The sequence below is a fragment of the Kribbella sp. NBC_00482 genome (assembly GCF_036013725.1).
Lineage (GTDB): Bacteria > Actinomycetota > Actinomycetes > Propionibacteriales > Kribbellaceae > Kribbella.
Genome location: NZ_CP107881.1, coordinates 3,716,965 through 3,734,532 on the forward strand (window position 1 = coordinate 3,716,965; position 17,568 = coordinate 3,734,532).

Sequence of the window (17,568 nt, forward strand, 5' to 3'; positions counted from 1 at the left end):
GATGTATCCGTCGATCGGGGCGGATTCCAGCGGAGCGCACGCGGCATGACACCCGCTCTCGGCGAGACGTCCTGTCGAGCTGCCGAACCGTCAGACCCGAGGGCCTGCCCACGACGGCTCACGCCGAGTCGTGGCGTTTGGTTGCCTCTCGAAACCGCGAGTCGTGGATCGAGGCTGTAGGTGAGCGCCAAACCCCACGACTCGACGGCCCCGGCCGCGTGCCCGACGACCGGTTGGTGGGGCCGGTTAGTCGAGGAGGGCGGTGGTGGTTAGGAGGGTGGTGCCTACGGTGATGGCTTCTTCGGAGGGGTCGAAGCCGGGGGTGTGGAGGTCGGCGGCGGTTTCTTGGGTGGGTGGGCGGACGCCCAGGCGGGCCATGGCGCCGGGGACGTGTTCGAGGTACCAGGCGAAGTCTTCGCCGCCGAGGCTCTGGTCGGTGGGGGCGACGGCGCTGGAGCCCAGGGTCTGGTGGACGGCGTTCTGCAGGACGTTGATCGCGAGGGCGTCGTTCATGACGGGCGGTACGCCGTGCGTGACCTCGACCTCGACCTCGACGCCGTACGGCGCGACGATCTGGGCGGCGAGTGTCGGGATGAGTTCCTCGGCCAGGCGCCACGCGTTGGCGTCCAGGCAGCGCAGGGTGCCCTCGGCCTCGCCGCGGGACGGGATCGCGTTCGCGGCGGAGCCCGACGTGATGCGGCCCCAGACGAGGGACATGCCGGCGCGCGGGTCCACGCGGCGGGAGAGAGCAGCGGGAAGCGCTGAGACCAGGGTCGCCAGCGCGTAGACCAGATCGGCCGTCAGGTGCGGCCGGGAGGTGTGGCCGCCGGGGCCGGTGAGCCGGACGAGCAGCCGGTCGGCGGCGGCGGTCAACGCGCCGACGCGCAGGCCGACCTCGCCGACCTGCAGCCGCGGGTCGCAGTGCAGACCGTAAATACGTCGTACGCCGTCCAGCCCGCCCGCGGCGATCACCCCGAGCGCACCGCCGGGCATGACCTCCTCGGCCGGCTGGAAGATCACCCGCACCCGCCGGTCCAGCTGCCCGTCGCGCGCCATGCCGGCCAGAACCAGCGCCGCACCGAGCAGTGCCGACGTGTGTACGTCGTGACCGCACGCGTGAGCCACCCCGTCGAGCGTCGACCGCCACGGAGCATCCACGCCGTCCGGCACCGGCAGCGCGTCGATGTCGGCCCGCAGCGCGACGCAGGTGTCACCGGACCCGATGTCGCAGATCAGCCCGGTCCCGGTCGGCAGCACCCGCGGCGACAGGCCGGCCTCGACGAGCCGCTGCTCGAGCAGTTCGGTCGTCCGCACCTCGTGCCACCCGAGCTCCGGGTGCGCGTGCAGATCGCGCCGTACGTCGACCATGTCCTCACGGACCGCCTCGACCCGCGCCAGCACGTCCGCGACCAGTAGCTGATGACTCATCCGGAGATTGTGACACCAGCGGTACGCCGGGACGCGCCGAGGTCCGGGGCGCCTCACCAGCCGTGACCGCCACGCACGGTGAGGGCGACCACGGAGCGTGCACGCTGTGACGTGGGAAGCGCGGGCGGTGACCACACCGGAGAAGTTGTCGAAATGTGACGCGGATACCGGTCACTTTCCGGTATCGAGGCCTGCTTGACGTTCAAAGAAACACTGACCGCGCCCTATAGTCTGCGGATGCGGCACGTGGGGGAAGGCGTGCGGCGTGCATACGTTTCTGGTCGACGAAGGAGACTTCCGGTGAAGAAGTACGTGCGGGGAACGGCGATCGTGGGCGTGCTGACGCTCGCCGTCGCCGCGTGTGGCAGCAAGCCGACCGATGACAACGCAGGCGGCGGTGCCAACAAGGACTTCAAGGCCTGCATGGTCTCCGACTCCGGGGGCTTCGACGACAAGTCGTTCAACCAGACGTCGTACAAGGGTCTGCAGGACGCGGTGAAGGAAAAGGGCCTGACCGAGGTCAAGGCGGAGTCGAAGTCGGACAACGACTACCCGACCAACATGACCGCGATGGTGAACGCCAAGTGCAACGTGATCGTTGCCGTCGGCTTCAAGCTCGAGGACGCCACCGAGAAGGCGGCCAAGGCGAACACCGGTATCAAGTTCGCGATCGTCGACTCGGCTCCGGACACCACCAAGGTCGGCGAGATCCCGAACCTGAAGCCGCTGCTGTTCAACACGGCGCAGTCCAGCTTCCAGGCCGGCTACCTGGCCGCGGCGATGTCGAAGTCCGGCAAGGTCGGCACCTTCGGTGGTCTGAAGATCCCGACCGTGACGATCTTCATGGACGGCTTCGCCGAGGGCGTGCGGTACTTCAACACGCAGAAGAGCAAGAACGTCCAGGTGCTCGGCTGGGACGACGCCAAGCAGGCGGGTCTGTTCACCGGTGACTTCGAGGACAAGGCCAAGGGCCAGAACAACGCCCAGAACCTGATCACCCAGGGCGCCGACGTGATCTTCCCGGTGGCCGGCCCGGCCGGTCTGGGCGGTCTGCAGGCGGCCAAGGCCAGCAACGGCAAGGTGAACGCGATCTGGGTCGACACCGACGGCTGCGTGAGCGCCGCGGAGTACTGCTCCGTGCTGCTCAGCAGCGTGGAGAAGGGGATGGACGTGGCCGTGAAGGACGCGATCGTCTCTGCCGTCGACAACAAGTTCGACAACACCCAGTTCACCGGCACCCTGGAGAACGGCGGTACGGCGCTGGCGCCGTTCCACGAGTTCGACAGCAAGATCCCGGCGGACGTGAAGACCGAGCTGGAGCAGATCAAGGCCGACATCATCAGCGGCAAGATCACCGTGCAGTCGAAGGTTCAGCCGAAGGCATCCTGAACCACCGCTCACTTGCGTAGTACGGTGCGAGCCAGGAAGGCAGACCTACAGGTCGTGGCCTTCCTGGCTCGCCGTCTGAAGGGGAGGCTGCCCGCATGCACCTCGAGCTGTCAGGCCTGACCAAGAGCTTCGGCTCGCTGGTCGCCAACGACCACATCGACCTGGTCATCGAGCCGGGTGAGATCCACTGCCTGCTCGGTGAGAACGGGGCCGGCAAGAGCACCTTGATGAACATGCTCTACGGGCTGCTGCAGCCCGACTCGGGCGAGATCGTGATCGACGGCGAGAAGGTGCGCATCACCTCGCCGAGCGACGCGATCAAGCACGGGATCGGCATGGTCCACCAGCACTTCATGCTGGTCCCGGTGTTCACGGTCGCCGAGAACATCATGCTCGGCCGGGAGAACGTCCGGGCCGGCGGCGTACTGGACCGGAAGAAGGCGCACGCGCTGGTCACCGAGCTGTCCGACCGGTACGGGTTCGAGGTCGACCCCGAGGCGCTGGTGGAGGACATCCCGGTCGGGGTCCAGCAGCGGGTGGAGATCATCAAGGCGCTCACCAACGACGCCCGGGTGCTGATCCTGGACGAGCCGACCGCGGTGCTCACGCCGGCCGAGATCGACGAGCTGATCGGCGTCATGCGTCAGCTCAAGGAGAACGGCACCTCGATCGTCTTCATCACCCACAAGCTCAAAGAGGTCAAGGCGATCGCGGACAAGATCACCGTGATCCGCCGCGGCAAGGTGGTCGGGCAGGCCGAGCCGTCCGCGTCCGAGGAGGAGCTCGCCGAGCTGATGGTCGGCCGCGCGGTCGACCTGGTCGTGGACAAGGAGCCGGCCCAGCCGCAGGACGCCGTACTGCGGATCCAGGGACTGACCGTGATCGACGAGCGCGGGTTCACCGCCGTCGACGACGTCGACCTCGAGGTGCGAGCGGGCGAGATCCTCGCCGTGGCCGGTGTCCAGGGCAACGGTCAGACCGAGCTCGCCGAGGCCTTGCTCGGGCTCACGCCGATCGCGGCCGGGACCATCTCGCTCGACGGCCAGGACCTGACCGGGAAGTCGACCCGGCACCGTCTTGACGCCGGGATCGGGTACATCCCGGAGGACCGCGCGCACGACGGCTTCGTCGGCTCGTTCTCGGTCGCCGAGAACCTGGTCCTGGACCTGTTCCGGAAGGCGCCGTTCGGCAACGGGGTGGCGCTGCGCACCGACGAGATCGACAAGAACGCGACCGCCCGGGTCGAGGAGTTCGACATCCGTACCCAGGGCATCGACCAGCCGGTGTCGTCGCTGTCCGGCGGGAACCAGCAGAAGGTCGTGCTGGCCCGTGAGCTGTCCCGCCCGCTGAAGCTGCTGGTCGCCTCGCAGCCGACCCGCGGGGTGGACGTCGGCTCGATCGAGTTCCTGCACACCCGGATCGTGGAGGAGCGCGACAACGGTACGGCGGTCCTGATCGTGTCCACCGAACTGGACGAGATCGCCGCGCTGGCGGACCGGGTCGCGGTGATGTACCGCGGGAAGGTCGTCGGCGTCGTACCGTCGGACACCCCGCGCGACGAACTGGGCCTGATGATGGCCGGCGCCTCGAAGTCGGAGGCGCACGAAGTGGCGATCGAGAACCCGACGACCTTGGGAACCATCTGATGAGCACTGAGACAGAGGCCGCTCCGGCGCCCGTGCCGCCGGCCAAGGAGCCGCAGCGCTGGTCCTCGGGCCTGCCGTCGTGGGCGGTCCAGGGCCTGGTCTCGCTGAGCGCGATCGTGCTGGCGCTGCTGGTCGGGGCGATCCTGATCATCATCGGCGACGACCAGGTGCAGAAGGCGGTCGGGTACTTCGGCGCCGCGCCGATGGACACCTTCTCCGCCGCCCTGAGCGCGGTCGGCGAGGCGTACAAGTCGCTCGCGGTCGGCGCGCTGGGCGGCTGGACGCCGATCAGCGAGTCGTTGACCCAGGCAACACCGCTGATCTGCGGCGGTCTGGCGGTCTCGCTGGCGTTCCGCACCGGGCTGTTCAACATCGGCGCCCAGGGCCAGCTGATCGCCGGCGCGATCCTCGCGTCGTACGTCGGGTTCGCGTGGCACCTGCCGCCTGTCCTGCACCTGATCCTGGCGATCGTCGCCGGTCTGATCGGCGGCGCGCTCTGGGGCGGTGTGGTCGGCCTGCTGAAGGCCCGCACCGGCGCGCACGAGGTGATCGTGACGATCATGCTGAACTACGTCGCGATCTACCTGCTCGCCTGGCTGCTGACCACCAAGACGTTCCAGCGGCCCGGGCGGACCGACCCGATCTCCCCGATCGTCGACAACAACGCGCAGTACCCGAAGTTCGGCGACACCCGGTTGCACGTCGGGTTCCTGGTGGCGCTGGTGGCCGCGGTCTTCGTCTGGTGGCTGCTGAACCGCTCGACGATCGGTTTCGAGCTCCGCGCGGTCGGCGCGAACGCGGACGCCTCCCGGACGGCCGGTATGTCGGTCGGCCGCGCGTACATCATCGCGATGGTCGTGGCCGGTGCGCTCGCCGGTCTGGCCGGGACCCAGCAGGTGCTCGGCACGGATCTGCCGCTGACCGACGGGGTCGCGGCGTCGGTCGGGTTCGACGCGATCACGGTCGCGCTGCTCGGCCGCGGTACGCCGCTCGGCACCGTCCTGGCCGGTCTGCTCTTCGGCGCGCTGAACGCGGGCGGTCTGCAGATGCAGCTGATCACGCAGACGCCGCTGACCCTGACCACCGTCCTGCAGGCCGTGATCGTGCTGTTCGTCGCGGCCCCGGCCCTGGTGCGCTCGATCTTCCGCTTCCTGCCGAAGGAACGCGGAGCGGGCACGGTTCTCGCGAAAGGCTGGAACGGATGACCGAGACAACGCCGGACGCTGTGCCGGCTGCACCTGCGAAGCCGCAGGTCATCGAGGCTCCGGCCGACCGCACCCGCCGGCTGCGGGTCGGCGGCGTGATGCTGGTGTTCGCCCTGATCGGCCTCGGTCTGGCGATCTTCACCAAGGGCGGCAAGGCGACGTTCCAGTTGGTGTCCGGCGACCTGCAGGACAACCTGCTCGGACTGCCCGCGCAACCGGTCGCCCTGGTGCTCGCGATCCTCGGCGTCGGCGCCGCGGTCGCGTACGTCCTGCGCCAGGTCCCGCAGCGGTACGCCGGCTGGCTGGCCGCCGTACTGGGTGTCGCCTTCATCGGCGCGTTCCTGTGCTGGGCGTCCGCGGGCAAGACGTTCCCGCTGGCGAACCAGTTCCAGGGCACGCTGAACTTCGCGACGCCGCTGATCCTCGGCGCGCTCGCCGGCGTGCTGTGCGAGCGGGCCGGTGTCATCAACATCGCGATCGAGGGCCAGTTCCTGGTCGGCGCGTTCACCGCCGCCCTGGTGTCGAGTACGACGAACAGCGCCACCGCCGCCCTGATCGCGGCGGCTGCGAGCGGCGTCGTGATGGCCGCGCTGCTGGCGGTGTTCTCGATCAAGTACCTGGTCAACCAGGTCGTCCTCGGTGTCGTCCTGGTGGTGTTCGCGACCGGTATCACCGGCTTCCTCTTCGACCAGTTCATGCAGCCGGAAGCGGAGAAGCTGAACACGCCGAACGTGCTGTCCGCGGTGAAGATCCCCGGCCTGGCCGACATCCCGTTCATCGGGCCGATCCTGTTCAACCAGACGATCCTGGTCTACCTGACCTACCTCGCGGTCGCCGTCGTCACGTTCGTGCTGTTCCAGACCCGCTGGGGGCTGCGGATCCGCGCGGTCGGCGAGCACCCGAAGGCGGCCGACACGGTCGGCATCAAGGTCAAGCGGATCCGGTACTCCGCGGTCCTCGCGGCCGGCGTCCTGGCCGGCCTCGGCGGCGCGTTCTTCACCGTCGGGTACGCCGGTTCGTTCGCCAAGGAGATGACCGCGGGCAACGGGTTCATCGCGCTGGCCGCGCTGATCATGGGCCGCTGGCACCCGATCGGCGCGATGGTCGCGGCCCTGTTCTTCGGGTTCGCCACCCAGTTGCAGTCCCAGCTCCAGATCATCCAGACCCCGATCCCGGGCGAGCTGCTGCTGATGGCGCCGTACCTGGCCACCGTCATCGCGGTCGCCGGCCTGGTCGGACGGGTCAGAGCACCGAAGGCGGACGGTGAGCCCTACGTCACCGAGTGAGGTCGACTGGCCGGCGTTGCGCGCGGTTGCCGTCGACATGATGCACCGCGCGTACGCGCCGTACTCGCACTTCCCGGTGGGCGCCGCGGCGTACGCCGACGACGGGCGGATCGTTGCCGGGTGCAACGTGGAGAACGCGTCGTACGGGTTGACGTTGTGCGCCGAGTGCGGGCTGGTGTCGGACCTGCACCGGACCGGGGGCGGACGGCTGGTCGCGTTCACCTGCGTGGATCGGCACGAGCACCTGCTGACGCCGTGCGGACGGTGCCGGCAACTGCTGCACGAGAACGGCGGCCCGGGGCTGCTGATCGAGACCGCGACCGGGATCCGGCTGCTGCGCGAACTGCTGCCGGACGCGTTCGGCCCCGAGTTTCTGGAGGAATGATGAGTTTCGACGCGGTGGATGTCATCCGGGCCAAGCGCGACAAGGGCGAGCTGAGCGACGGGCAGATCGACTGGGTGATCGACGCCTACACCAAGGGCGAGGTCGCCGACGAGCAGATGTCGGCGCTGGCGATGGCGATCCTGCTGAACGGGATGAACCGCCGCGAGATCGCCCGCTGGACCGCGGCGATGATCGCGTCCGGCGAGCGGATGGACTTCGGCAAACTGTCCCGGCCGACCGCGGACAAGCACTCGACCGGCGGTGTCGGCGACAAGATCACGCTGCCGTTGGCACCGTTGGTGGCGGCCTGCGGGGTTGCCGTACCGCAGCTGTCCGGCCGCGGGCTCGGGCACACCGGCGGCACCCTGGACAAGCTGGAGTCGATCCCGGGCTGGCGGGCCTCGCTGTCGAACGAAGAGCTGATGCAGCAGCTCGAGGACGTCGGCGCGGTGATCTGTGCGGCCGGTGACGGTCTGGCGCCGGCGGACAAGAAGCTGTACGCGCTGCGCGACGTGACCGGTACGGTCGAGGCGATCCCGTTGATCGCCAGCTCGATCATGAGCAAGAAGATCGCCGAGGGTACCGGCGCGCTGGTGCTGGACGTGAAGGTCGGGTCCGGGGCGTTCATGAAGGACCTGACGGACGCCCGCGAGCTGGCCGAGACCATGGTTGCCCTGGGCACCGACGCGGGTGTGAGGACCGTCGCGCTGCTCACCGACATGTCCGTCCCGCTCGGACTGACCGCCGGAAACGCTTTGGAGGTTCGCGAATCGGTCGAGGTCCTGGCCGGTGGCGGACCCGCCGACGTCGTCGAGCTGACCGTTGCCCTGGCCAACGAGATGCTCGCCGCGGCCGGGGTCACCGGCGTCGACCCGGCCGAGAAGCTTCGTGACGGTACGGCGATGGACGCCTGGCGGGCGATGATCTCGGCCCAGGGCGGCGACCCGTCCGCCGAGCTCCCGGTCGCTCCCGAGCAGCACGTCGTACCGGCCCCGTCGTCCGGCGTACTCTCCAAGCTCGACGCCCTCGCGGTGGGCGTCGCCGCCTGGCGCCTCGGCGCGGGCCGCGCGCGCAAGGAGGACCCGGTGTCCGCGGTAGCCGGCGTGGAGATGCACGCCAAGCCGGGCGACCGCATCCAGGAAGGCCAGCCCCTCCTCACCCTCCACACCGACGACCCCACCCGCATCGACCGCGCCCTGGAGTCCCTCACCAACGCCATTGCTGTCGCCGACTCCTACGAGCCCGGCCCGCTGGTCATCGACCGCATCACCGCCTGACCCACTGCCCTTCAACCCCGACCTGGATCTTTTGGGACTGCCCCGCCAGAACCCACGATTCGACGGACACCGCTACCCGCGCCACATTCGCTCGAGGGGCGAGGGGTTATCTGGCGCTTGTGACTGATGTGTGGGTAGTCGACGGGTCTGGTGAGATCTGCAGCTGGACAGGATGTGTCGGTGGCGGGGTAGTGCACCTGAGCGTGAACGTGTTCATGCGTACAGCGTCTCGCCGGTGCTCTACCTGTCGAGCGTGCACATCACCCGGCCCGCGAGGGGCCGGGCCGCCACTAGCGGGCAACGCAACACCAACACATCCGGCAGAGAGCCGGATATCCCCTCGCGTTGTGGGTTCTCCCCTCGCACACCAACGGAGAAGCCACAACGCCGACGGATATCCCCTCGTGTGCGGGGGCTCTCCTTGTGCTTGATCGCGGTCGGCCCGCTGGGACGGACCGTACTGTGCATGCTGGGCGCGGTGCGTGCGGCAATGCGGTGGTGAGGTGCGTGCGGTGGTGTGCGGCCACTATCACCCACGTCGGACTGGAGGGCCGGATATCTCGTCCTGAGGGTTAGCTGGAGGTTGTGGTTAGGCGGGTGTGTTGTTCTTTGGTGAGGGCTGTGATGAGGGTGGTGTCGGGGGTGAGCTCGGTGCCTAGGGCACCGGCTTCGCGGATTGTCAGTTCTACGACGATCGGGCCTACGGCGATGCTGGCTTCGGCCAGGGCGATCGACTGGTCGGTGCTGCCGTCGTACTCGACGCCGGCGTCGGAGAGCGCGTTCGGGATCGTGAACGGGTGGTCGTGGAGGTCCTGGTTCCACAGGCCCTTCTGCAGAGCCTTCGCTTTGGCGGCCGAGCCGGTCTTGAAGAGCTGCACGGTGTAGCGCTTCTTCTTGTCGGGGCTGAGCCGGGTCGCCCGGTACCCCTCGACGAAGCTCGCGTTCAGCAGCAGGGCACGGTCCAGCGCCGGGTCGGCGGACCAGGTGTTCAGGTACGACGACGCGGTGAACGGACCGGTGACGTTGCGCGGATCCGCGACGTACCCGCGGGGAAGCGCAGCGAGTCCGGCGAGGACGCTCTTCGCCGACTTGTCCGCCGTACCCGAGAGCGCGGAGTGTTTCGCCGCCGGGGTCTGGGCAGCGCTCGCCGACGCGCCGTCCTCACTGCCACAGGCGGTCACACCCAGCAGTACTGCGCTCACTACAACGGCAACGCCTGACGCATTCCGTCTCACGGGTCCCTCTCCGTTCGGCCACTCGCCCCCGAGTGCATCCGATGGGTGGCACCGATACCAACAGAAGTTGGTGAACTTCAGGCGAACAACCTTGTGCTACTGAGACGTCGCCTGCGTGAGAAGCGTCTCGATCCGGACGCGAGCGGCCTTCGGATGCATGGGTTCGCAGCCCGCGGCGACGCAGCGGCGGACCACCTGCGGGTCGTCGCGGAGCAGCAGCAGACCGCGGCGGAGCAGCGTCAGCGGGGGTTTGCGGTGCTCGCGGAGGTCCCGCTGGAAGCGCCGGACGAACGTGACGACGCGGTGGTGATACACGCAGATCGCGGCCGCCAGCAGGTCGCGGTCGCGGAGCTCGCTGGTGATCTGGTCCGCGAAGATGCCTTCAGCAACGATCAACGGTGAACCGCCGGTGGTGACGGGCCGGTGACCGACAGTGCCGTCGGCGGCGATGTCGTAGATCGGGAGATCGGCGGTTCCCGTCGTACACAACTGCTCCAGGGCCGCGACCGCACGATCGCCGTCCCAGGAGCGTGGGTCGTCCCAATCGACGATGCCGAGCGGCGACCGCGGCATCGCCTCGTCGTCGCCGTCCCGGTAGAAGTCGTCCAGCCGTACGACGGGCAGCCCGACCAGCTCGGCCAGGCGCGACTTCCCCGCCCCCGAAGGCCCCGCCAGCAACACCACCCGTGAACGCACCGGCACATTCTCTTCCACTTCCTGCAGTAACGGCCAATCCCCACCCGCGATAATCAGACGTGCCGAGGATGAAGCTGGGTGCCGCCGTGTACGCGTTCCTCGCGATCGGCCTGCTCGTGTCTGGCGTGCTGACCCTGAGGCAATACGGTCCGTACGCCGACGTTCACGGCTGGCCGCTGATGGCGACAGCGGTCGTGGATGCGCTCGCCGGTCTGGTGTTCGGTGCCGGGGCGGTCACACGGCGGGGGCTTGCCGCGGACGAAGGTCCGTGGATCTGTCGGAAGGGCTGGCTGGTGGTGGTCGCCCTGACGATCGCCGGGTTCCTGACTGCCGCGGTGAGCGGGTTTGACATGTCCCCGTTGCCGATCGGACCAGTGGTGCTTTATCCACACTGGGTCAAGCGGTTGCAGGAGAAGTACTACGAGGGCCGGGAAGAGGCTGAGCGGGAGCTCAGCCCAGAAGAGCCTGGCGGAGTGCGGCGTCCGACTGTTTGAACCAGTGGTTGGTGCGGTCGGTCAGTTCGGCCTCGCCGGTGGTCCAGCGCTGGTGGAACCAGGGGTGGCCGGCTTCGGAGCCTCGGCGGACGTAGTCCATGCACCAGATGTGGTTGTCGGCGGCGGCATCGACCAGGCGGAGGCGGTCGGCGTCCGTCAGGCCGTAGGCGTTCGCGAAGCGGCGGAGACGAGCGAGCGACTGACCATGCCGTACGTCGTGGATGTCCGCGTCGGGGCGTAGTGGGGCCCAGAGCCGTACGGCGGTGGCGACGTCCCACAGAGCCGACCCAGGACCGGCCAGATCGAAGTCGATGAGTGCGACCGCGACCCCGTCCCGGAACACCACGTTGTCGAGGTTCGGGTCGTTGTGGCTGATCAGCCCGGTGACGTAGCCGGCGGGCACCGGCTCGGCCCACTCGAGTCCGGCGGGCCGGAAGTCCGCGACTGCCTGGTGGTAGGAACGCAGCAGCACCGCCACGCTGTCGAGCGCCTCGTCCGTCATCGACCAGGAGGGGTACGGCGCTGTAACGGTCTCCCCGGGCAAGTACGAGAGCACCTCCCGCCCCTGGGAATCCATGCCGAGGAGCGCCGGCGCGCCCTCGAATCCGACGCTTTCCAGGTGCTGCAGGAGCGCATGCGTCGCCGCACTACTGGCGCGCAGCGGCCGCCGGACGGTATCTCCGACCCGCACCACCAACCCGCGGTTCGCCGTACCTCCGACCAACTCGACCTCAGCAGCAGGCATCGCCGGTCAGTCTGACTGTTGCAGCAGGGCCTTCGCCAGGGGTGCGTGGGTAACGATCGCGTTCACGAGCCCGCTGCGTACGGCGGCCCGCACCGCCGCGACCTTCGCGAGCCCGTACGGGATGGCGATCACCTCGTCGATCTTGTCCATCTGCTCGGCGTTGATCGCGATCACCCGATCGGTGACCCGGCTCTGCACCGCGACGCCGTCTGCGTCCACGAAAACGCCCGAGATGTCCGCCACGACGCCGCGGCGCTGCAACTGTTCACAGGCCTTCTCGTCCATCGCGTCGTACAGCGTCGACTGGCCGGCCGACCACGACCCGAGGCCGACGACCGCCTTCGTCACCGAGTCGAAATGGCTGATCGCCTCGGCGACCTCCGGCTGCTGCCGCAACGCGCGTGCCGTCGCGGCATCCGGCACGACGAGCGGCGCATAGAACAGGTACGCCGGGCCGCCCGACAGGCGAGCTGTGTGACGGACGAGCTCGACCGAGTTCGCCTCGACGTCCGGACGGGTCAGGGCGCCTGTCAGCTGGACGACCGGCACGGGGGCGAGTGACGTGAGTTGCTCGGTCATCGCGGTCACGGCTCGCGCCCAGGCCAACCCGAGCACGTCCTCGGGTGTGACGATCTCCGACAGCAGATCAGCTGCGGCCTTGCCGAGTTGCGTGCGCAAGGCGGGCTCGTCGACCTCGGGGGTGTCCACCACGATCGCCCGGCGCAGACCGAGTGCCTCCTGCAGGCGGGCGGACAGGTCGAGGTCGATGGCGCCGGGATGGCTGATCTCGATCCGAACGAGTCCGCTGCTGCGCGCCTGGTCGAGCAATCGCGCGACTTTGAACCGGCTGAGCCGGAACTCGTCCGCGATCTCCACCTTCGACCGGCCGTCGACGTAGTACCGCCGCGCGATCGACGCGGTGAGCACCAGCTGTGCCGGCCCGAAGGATTCCATCAATGCCTCCCGCTCATATGAGCATCGTCGGACACAAGTGTTGCACAGACCCTTGACAGGTCAAGTCCCTTCCCGGTTCACTCGTGCTGTGAGCAGAGGCGTGCTCAAATGAGCAGGCCAGACCAAAGGCCAAAAGCACCCGCCTCGCTGCGCTCGGCGGGTGGTGTGGGTAGAGGGAGTGGCTCGTGCTGAGTAGGCGCAAACGCATCGGAGCAGTCGGTATCGCGTTCCTGGTGAGCGTGACCACCGGCTGTGCGGGCTGGGGAGGCGGAGCGGGCGGCGGTGGCGAGGACAGCATCAACGTGCTGATGGTGAACAACCCGCAGATGGTCGATCTGCAGAAACTCACCGCCGACAACTTCACGAAGCAGACCGGCATCAAGGTGAACTTCACCGTGCTGCCGGAGAACGACGTCCGGGACAAGATCAGCCAGGAGTTCTCCAGTCAGGCCGGTCAGTACGACGTGGCGTCGGTGAGCAACTTCGAGATCCCGATCTATGCCAAGAGCAAGTGGATCGCGCCGCTGTCGGACTACATCGCCAAGGATCCGTCGTTCGACCAGGACGACATCCTGAAGCCGATGACGCAGTCGATGAGCGCGGACGACGGCAAGATCTACGGCGAACCGTTCTACGGCGAGTCGTCGTTCCTGATGTACCGCAAGGACATCCTGGCGGCCAAGGGCGTGACGATGCCGGCGAAGCCGACCTGGCAGGAGGTCGCGGACATCGCGGCCAAGGTCGACAACGCGCAGCCCGGGATGCGCGGTATCTGTCTGCGCGGCCAGCCCGGCTGGGGTCAGCTGTTCGCGCCGCTCACGACGGTGGTGAACACCTTCGGCGGCACGTGGTTCACGCAGGACTGGCAGGCGCAGGTCAACTCGCCGGAGTTCACCGACGCGACCAAGTTCTACGTCGACCTGGTCCGCGCGCACGGTGAGGCGGGCGCCCCCCAGGCGGGCTTCACCGAGTGCCTGAACAACACCATCCAGAGCAACGTCGCGATGTGGTACGACGCCACGTCGGCGGCCGGTTCGCTCGAGGCGCCGAACTCGCCGGTCAAGGGCAAGATGGGCTACGCGCCCGCACCGGTCGTGAAGACCGACAGTTCCGGCTGGCTGTACGCGTGGGCCTGGGGCATCCAGGAAGCCTCGAAGAAGAAGGACAACGCCTGGAAGTTCATCTCCTGGGCGTCCGGCAAGGACTACGAGAAGCTCGTCGGCGAGAAGGTTGGCTGGTCCAACGTTCCGGCCGGCAAGCGGGCGTCGACGTACGAGCTCCCGGAGTACGTCAAGGAGGCGTCGGCGTTCGCCGAGCCGACCAAGAGCGCGATCGAGAACGCGGACCCGAAGGACCCGGGCACCCAGCCGCGGCCGGCGCCGGGCATCCAGTTCATCGACATTCCGGAGTTCCCGGACCTCGGGACCCAGGTCAGTCAGGACGTGAGTTCGGCGATCGCCGGACGGATGAGCGTCGACGAGGCACTGAAACGCGGGCAAGTGCTCGCCGACGACGTCGCCGAGCGGTACCGCTCCCGGCAAGCGAAGTGAGGGATCATGTCCGTCGACGCAAAACCTGACACTCCCGCGAAGCCCGGACGCCGGCACGCACCGCCGCCCGGTTCTGAAGGCACCCTGATGCGCAGGACCGGCGACTGGGCCCGGCGCGGCCCGTTGCTGCCCGCGCTGGTGTTCATGATCATCGTGACCCAGTTGCCGTTCGTGGTCACGATCGTCGTGTCCTTCATGGACTGGAACGCGTACTACCCCGACGAGCGCGGCTTCGCCGGGATCGACAACTTCCGCCGGGTGATCACCGACGCGAACACCCGGCACGCGATCTGGGTGACGATCCTGCTGACCGCGGGCGTCGTCCTGATCAGCCTGGTGTTCGGGCTGCTGATCGCGCTGCTGCTGGACCGCAAGTTCCGCGGCCGGGGTGTGGTCCGGACGATGATGATCACGCCGTTCCTGGTCGTCCCGGTGGCTGCGGCCCTGCTGTGGAAGCACGCGCTGTACAACCCGACGTACGGGCTGTTCAACGGCGTGCTGAAGTGGTTGTTCGGCGACAACGCACCGCAGCCGGACTGGATCAGCAACCAGCCGTTGTGGTCGATCATCTTCGCGCTGGTCTGGCAGTGGACGCCGTTCATGATGCTGATCCTGCTGGCCGGCCTGCAGAGCCGTCCGCTGGACGTCATCGAGGCGGCCGGGATCGACGGCGCGAACCAGTGGGAGATCTTCCGCTACATGACGCTGCCGCACCTGCGCCAGTACCTGGAGCTGTCCGCGCTGCTCGGGTCGATCTACGTCGTCCAGAACTTCGACGCGGTCTTCACGATCACGTCCGGCGGCCTCGGTACGGCGAACCTCCCGTACACGATCTACCAGACCTTCTACACCGCGCACGACTACGGCCGGGCGTCCGCGGCCGGTGTGATCGTGGTGATCGGCACGATCGCCATCGCCACCTTCGCGCTGCGCTCGGTGTCCACGCTGTTCCGAGAGGAGACGGGGAAATGAGCGGCCAGGTCACGATCGTGACGGGTAAGAAGAGCCGTGGTGGCGGCTTCTTCCTCGGCGGGCTGGCGTGGATCGTCGGCATCCTGTTCGTGCTGCCGGTGGTGTGGATGCTGCTGACCTCGTTCCACACCGAGGAGGACGCGGCGAAGAACCCGCCGGACCTGGGCGCGCCGCTGACGCTGGACGGGTACAGGTCGTTCTTCGACACCGGCCCGTGGCCGTCGATCGCGAACTCGCTGACGGCGAGCATCCTGTCCACGGTGCTGGTCATCCTGCTCGCGTTCCCGGCGGCGTACGCGCTGTCGATCCGGCCGGTGAAGAAGTGGACGGATGTGCTGTTCTTCTTCCTGTCCACCAAGATGCTGCCCGTGGTCGCCGGCCTGCTGCCGATCTACCTGTTCGCGCAGTCGGTCGGGATGCTGGACAACATCTGGCTGCTGATCATCCTGTACACCTCGATGAACCTGCCGATCGCGGTCTGGATGCTGCGCAGCTTCCTGTCCGAGGTGCCGGTGGAGATCCTCGAGGCGGCCTCGGTCGACGGGGCGAACCTGATCCGCACGCTGCGCTCCGTGGTGGCGCCGATCGTCACGCCGGGGATCGCCTCGGCCGCGCTGATCTGCTTCATCTTCAGCTGGAACGAGTTGCTGTTCGCCCGCGTGCTGACCGGCACGGTGGCGCAGACGGCTCCGGTGTTCTTGACTGGGTTCGTGACCAGTCAAGGATTGTTCCTCGCCAAAGTCTGTGCCGCGTCCATCGTGGTGTCGTTGCCGGTCCTGATCGCCGGGTTCGCCGCCCAGGACAAGCTCGTCCAGGGTCTGTCGCTGGGGGCGGTCAAGTGAGGCTGGCAGCTGCCGCACTCGATGCTCTGGGCAATGACGTCGGTGTGCCTTCCTACGACCGTACGGCGGTGACGCCGGGGATCGTGCACTTCGGCGTCGGCGGGTTCCATCGCGCGCACCAGGCGATGTACCTGGACCGGCTGATGAACGAAGGCAAGGCGCTGGACTGGGGGATCGTCGGCGTCGGCGTGCTCCCGCACGACCGGCGGATGGCCGACGTCATGGCCGCCCAGGACACGTTGTACACGCTGGTGATCAAGTCTCCGGACGGGACGCTCGAGCCGCGGGTGATCGGGTCGATCGTCGGGTACCTGTTCGCGCCGGACGATCCGAACGCCGTGCTGGCTCGGATGGTCGACCCGGCGACCCGGATCGTGTCCCTGACGATCACCGAGGGCGGGTACCACGTGAACCAGGTGACGGGGGAGCTCGACGCCTCCGATCCGGCGCTGGCCGCGGACCTCGAGCCGGGCGCGACGCCGGGGAGCGCGTTCGGGTTCATCGTCGAGGCCTTGCGGCGGCGGCGAGAGGCCGGCGTACCGCCGTTCACCGTGATGTCGTGCGACAACATCCCGGGCAACGGGCACGTCGCGCGCAAGATGCTGGCGTCGTTCGCGCGGCTCAAGGACCCGGAGCTCGCCGAGTTCCTGGAGAACGAGGTGCGGTTCCCGAACTGCATGGTCGACCGGATCACGCCGGTCACCGCGGACGCGGACCGGGAGGCGCTGGCCGAGCGGTTCGGGGTCGAGGACGGCTGGCCGGTGGTGTGCGAGCCGTTCACGCAGTGGGTCCTCGAGGACGACTTCGGCGGCGGGCGCCCGCCGTACGAGGAGGTCGGCGTCCAGATCGTCGAGGACGTCGAGCCGTACGAGTTCATGAAGCTGCGGCTGCTGAACGCTTCGCACCAGGCGTTGTGCTACCTCGGGTTCCTGGACGGCTACCGGTACGCGCACGAGGTCTGTCAGGACAAGCTGTACGTCGACTTCCTGCTCGGCTACATGGACCACGAAGGTACGCCGACGTTGCCGCCGGTGCCCGGGGTCGATCTGGACCGCTACAAGCACCAGCTGATCGAGCGGTTCGCGAATCCCGAAGTACGGGACACACTGGCGCGGCTGTGCGCCGAGAGCTCGGACCGGATCCCCAAGTGGCTGCTGCCAGTGGTGCGCGAGCAACTCGCGGCCGGGCGGGAGATCAAGCGCTCGGTGCTCGTGGTCGCGTCCTGGGCACGGTACGCCGAGGGCGTCGACGAGCAGGGGCAGCCGATCGAGGTCGTCGACCGGCTGCGCGACAAGCTGGTCGAGCGGGCGCAGCACAACCGCGAGGATCCGTTGGTGTTCATCTCGGACCCGGATCTGTTCGGGGACCTGGCGTCGGACGAGCGGTTCGTGACGCCGTACAAGGCCGCTCTGAAGTCGCTCCACGAGATCGGCGCCCGCGCCACCCTCGAAGCCCTCTAGTCTG

At 68.2% G+C, this 17,568-nt stretch carries 16 protein-coding genes; 11 read left to right on the forward strand and 5 right to left on the reverse strand.

The features are described from left to right. Positions 1-246: 246 nt before the first annotated feature. Positions 247-1,428, reverse strand: coding sequence for an amidohydrolase (locus tag OHB24_RS18345; RefSeq protein ID WP_327640262.1), 1,182 nt, complete (start codon positions 1,426-1,428; stop codon positions 247-249). Positions 1,429-1,728: 300 nt separating this feature from the next. Between OHB24_RS18345 and OHB24_RS18350 the strand changes: the two genes are divergently transcribed. The 6 genes from OHB24_RS18350 to OHB24_RS18375 all read left to right on the forward strand — a co-directional run bounded on the left by OHB24_RS18350 (position 1,729) and on the right by OHB24_RS18375 (position 8,616). Continuing rightward, positions 1,729-2,817 carry a BMP family lipoprotein gene (locus OHB24_RS18350; RefSeq protein WP_327640263.1) on the forward strand — a complete coding sequence of 363 codons (1,089 nt, stop codon included), beginning with the start codon at positions 1,729-1,731 and terminating at the stop codon, positions 2,815-2,817. Between the two features lie 95 nt (positions 2,818-2,912). Next, complete coding sequence (locus tag OHB24_RS18355; protein ID WP_327640264.1) at positions 2,913-4,463, forward strand: ABC transporter ATP-binding protein; 1,551 nt, start codon at positions 2,913-2,915, stop codon at positions 4,461-4,463. Continuing rightward, positions 4,463-5,668 carry an ABC transporter permease gene (locus tag OHB24_RS18360; protein ID WP_327640265.1) on the forward strand — a complete coding sequence of 402 codons (1,206 nt, stop codon included), beginning with the start codon at positions 4,463-4,465 and terminating at the stop codon, positions 5,666-5,668. The genes OHB24_RS18355 and OHB24_RS18360 overlap by 1 nt, the downstream gene beginning before the upstream one ends. Continuing rightward, positions 5,665-6,954 carry an ABC transporter permease gene (locus OHB24_RS18365; RefSeq protein ID WP_327640266.1) on the forward strand — a complete coding sequence of 430 codons (1,290 nt, stop codon included), beginning with the start codon at positions 5,665-5,667 and terminating at the stop codon, positions 6,952-6,954. The genes OHB24_RS18360 and OHB24_RS18365 overlap by 4 nt, the downstream gene beginning before the upstream one ends. Further along, the gene (locus tag OHB24_RS18370; RefSeq protein WP_327640267.1) at positions 6,932-7,339 is read left to right on the forward strand and encodes a cytidine deaminase; all 408 of its coding nucleotides are present in this window, start codon (positions 6,932-6,934) and stop codon (positions 7,337-7,339) included. Before OHB24_RS18365 ends, OHB24_RS18370 begins: the two co-directional genes overlap by 23 nt. Further along, positions 7,336-8,616, forward strand: a complete 1,281-nt coding sequence (locus OHB24_RS18375; RefSeq protein WP_327640268.1) for a thymidine phosphorylase — start codon at positions 7,336-7,338, stop codon at positions 8,614-8,616. The genes OHB24_RS18370 and OHB24_RS18375 overlap by 4 nt, the downstream gene beginning before the upstream one ends. 572 nt (positions 8,617-9,188) lie before the next feature. Here the strand turns inward: OHB24_RS18375 and OHB24_RS18380 are convergent. Together OHB24_RS18380 and OHB24_RS18385 are read right to left on the reverse strand one after the other, a co-directional pair. Beyond that, entirely contained in the window at positions 9,189-9,851 is a 663-nt protein-coding gene (locus OHB24_RS18380; RefSeq protein WP_327640269.1) for a hypothetical protein, read from the reverse strand. Between the two features lie 96 nt (positions 9,852-9,947). Next, on the reverse strand, positions 9,948-10,547 hold the full coding sequence (locus OHB24_RS18385; RefSeq protein ID WP_327640270.1) for a uridine kinase family protein: 600 nt from the start codon (positions 10,545-10,547) through the stop codon (positions 9,948-9,950). A 68-nt stretch (positions 10,548-10,615) separates the two neighbouring features. Between OHB24_RS18385 and OHB24_RS18390 the strand changes: the two genes are divergently transcribed. Continuing rightward, entirely contained in the window at positions 10,616-11,041 is a 426-nt protein-coding gene (locus OHB24_RS18390; protein ID WP_327640271.1) for a hypothetical protein, read from the forward strand. Here the strand turns inward: OHB24_RS18390 and OHB24_RS18395 are convergent. After that, entirely contained in the window at positions 10,998-11,786 is a 789-nt protein-coding gene (locus tag OHB24_RS18395; protein ID WP_327640272.1) for a phosphotransferase, read from the reverse strand. The genes OHB24_RS18390 and OHB24_RS18395 overlap by 44 nt on opposite strands. A 6-nt stretch (positions 11,787-11,792) precedes the next feature. Further along, positions 11,793-12,740 carry a sugar-binding transcriptional regulator gene (locus OHB24_RS18400; RefSeq protein WP_327640273.1) on the reverse strand — a complete coding sequence of 316 codons (948 nt, stop codon included), beginning with the start codon at positions 12,738-12,740 and terminating at the stop codon, positions 11,793-11,795. A 185-nt stretch (positions 12,741-12,925) separates the two neighbouring features. Here OHB24_RS18400 and OHB24_RS18405 point away from each other — a divergent pair, with 185 nt between their 5' ends. The 4 genes from OHB24_RS18405 to OHB24_RS18420 are packed head-to-tail and all read left to right on the forward strand — an operon-like array spanning position 12,926 to position 17,564. Then, complete coding sequence (locus OHB24_RS18405; RefSeq protein ID WP_327640274.1) at positions 12,926-14,290, forward strand: ABC transporter substrate-binding protein; 1,365 nt, start codon at positions 12,926-12,928, stop codon at positions 14,288-14,290. Positions 14,291-14,296: 6 nt separating this feature from the next. Beyond that, on the forward strand, positions 14,297-15,262 hold the full coding sequence (locus OHB24_RS18410) for a carbohydrate ABC transporter permease (protein WP_327640275.1): 966 nt from the start codon (positions 14,297-14,299) through the stop codon (positions 15,260-15,262). Beyond that, complete coding sequence (locus tag OHB24_RS18415; RefSeq protein ID WP_327640276.1) at positions 15,259-16,104, forward strand: carbohydrate ABC transporter permease; 846 nt, start codon at positions 15,259-15,261, stop codon at positions 16,102-16,104. The genes OHB24_RS18410 and OHB24_RS18415 overlap by 4 nt, the downstream gene beginning before the upstream one ends. A gap of 44 nt (positions 16,105-16,148) precedes the next feature. Then, the gene (locus tag OHB24_RS18420; protein ID WP_327640277.1) at positions 16,149-17,564 is read left to right on the forward strand and encodes a mannitol dehydrogenase family protein; all 1,416 of its coding nucleotides are present in this window, start codon (positions 16,149-16,151) and stop codon (positions 17,562-17,564) included. Positions 17,565-17,568 lie beyond the last annotated feature (4 nt).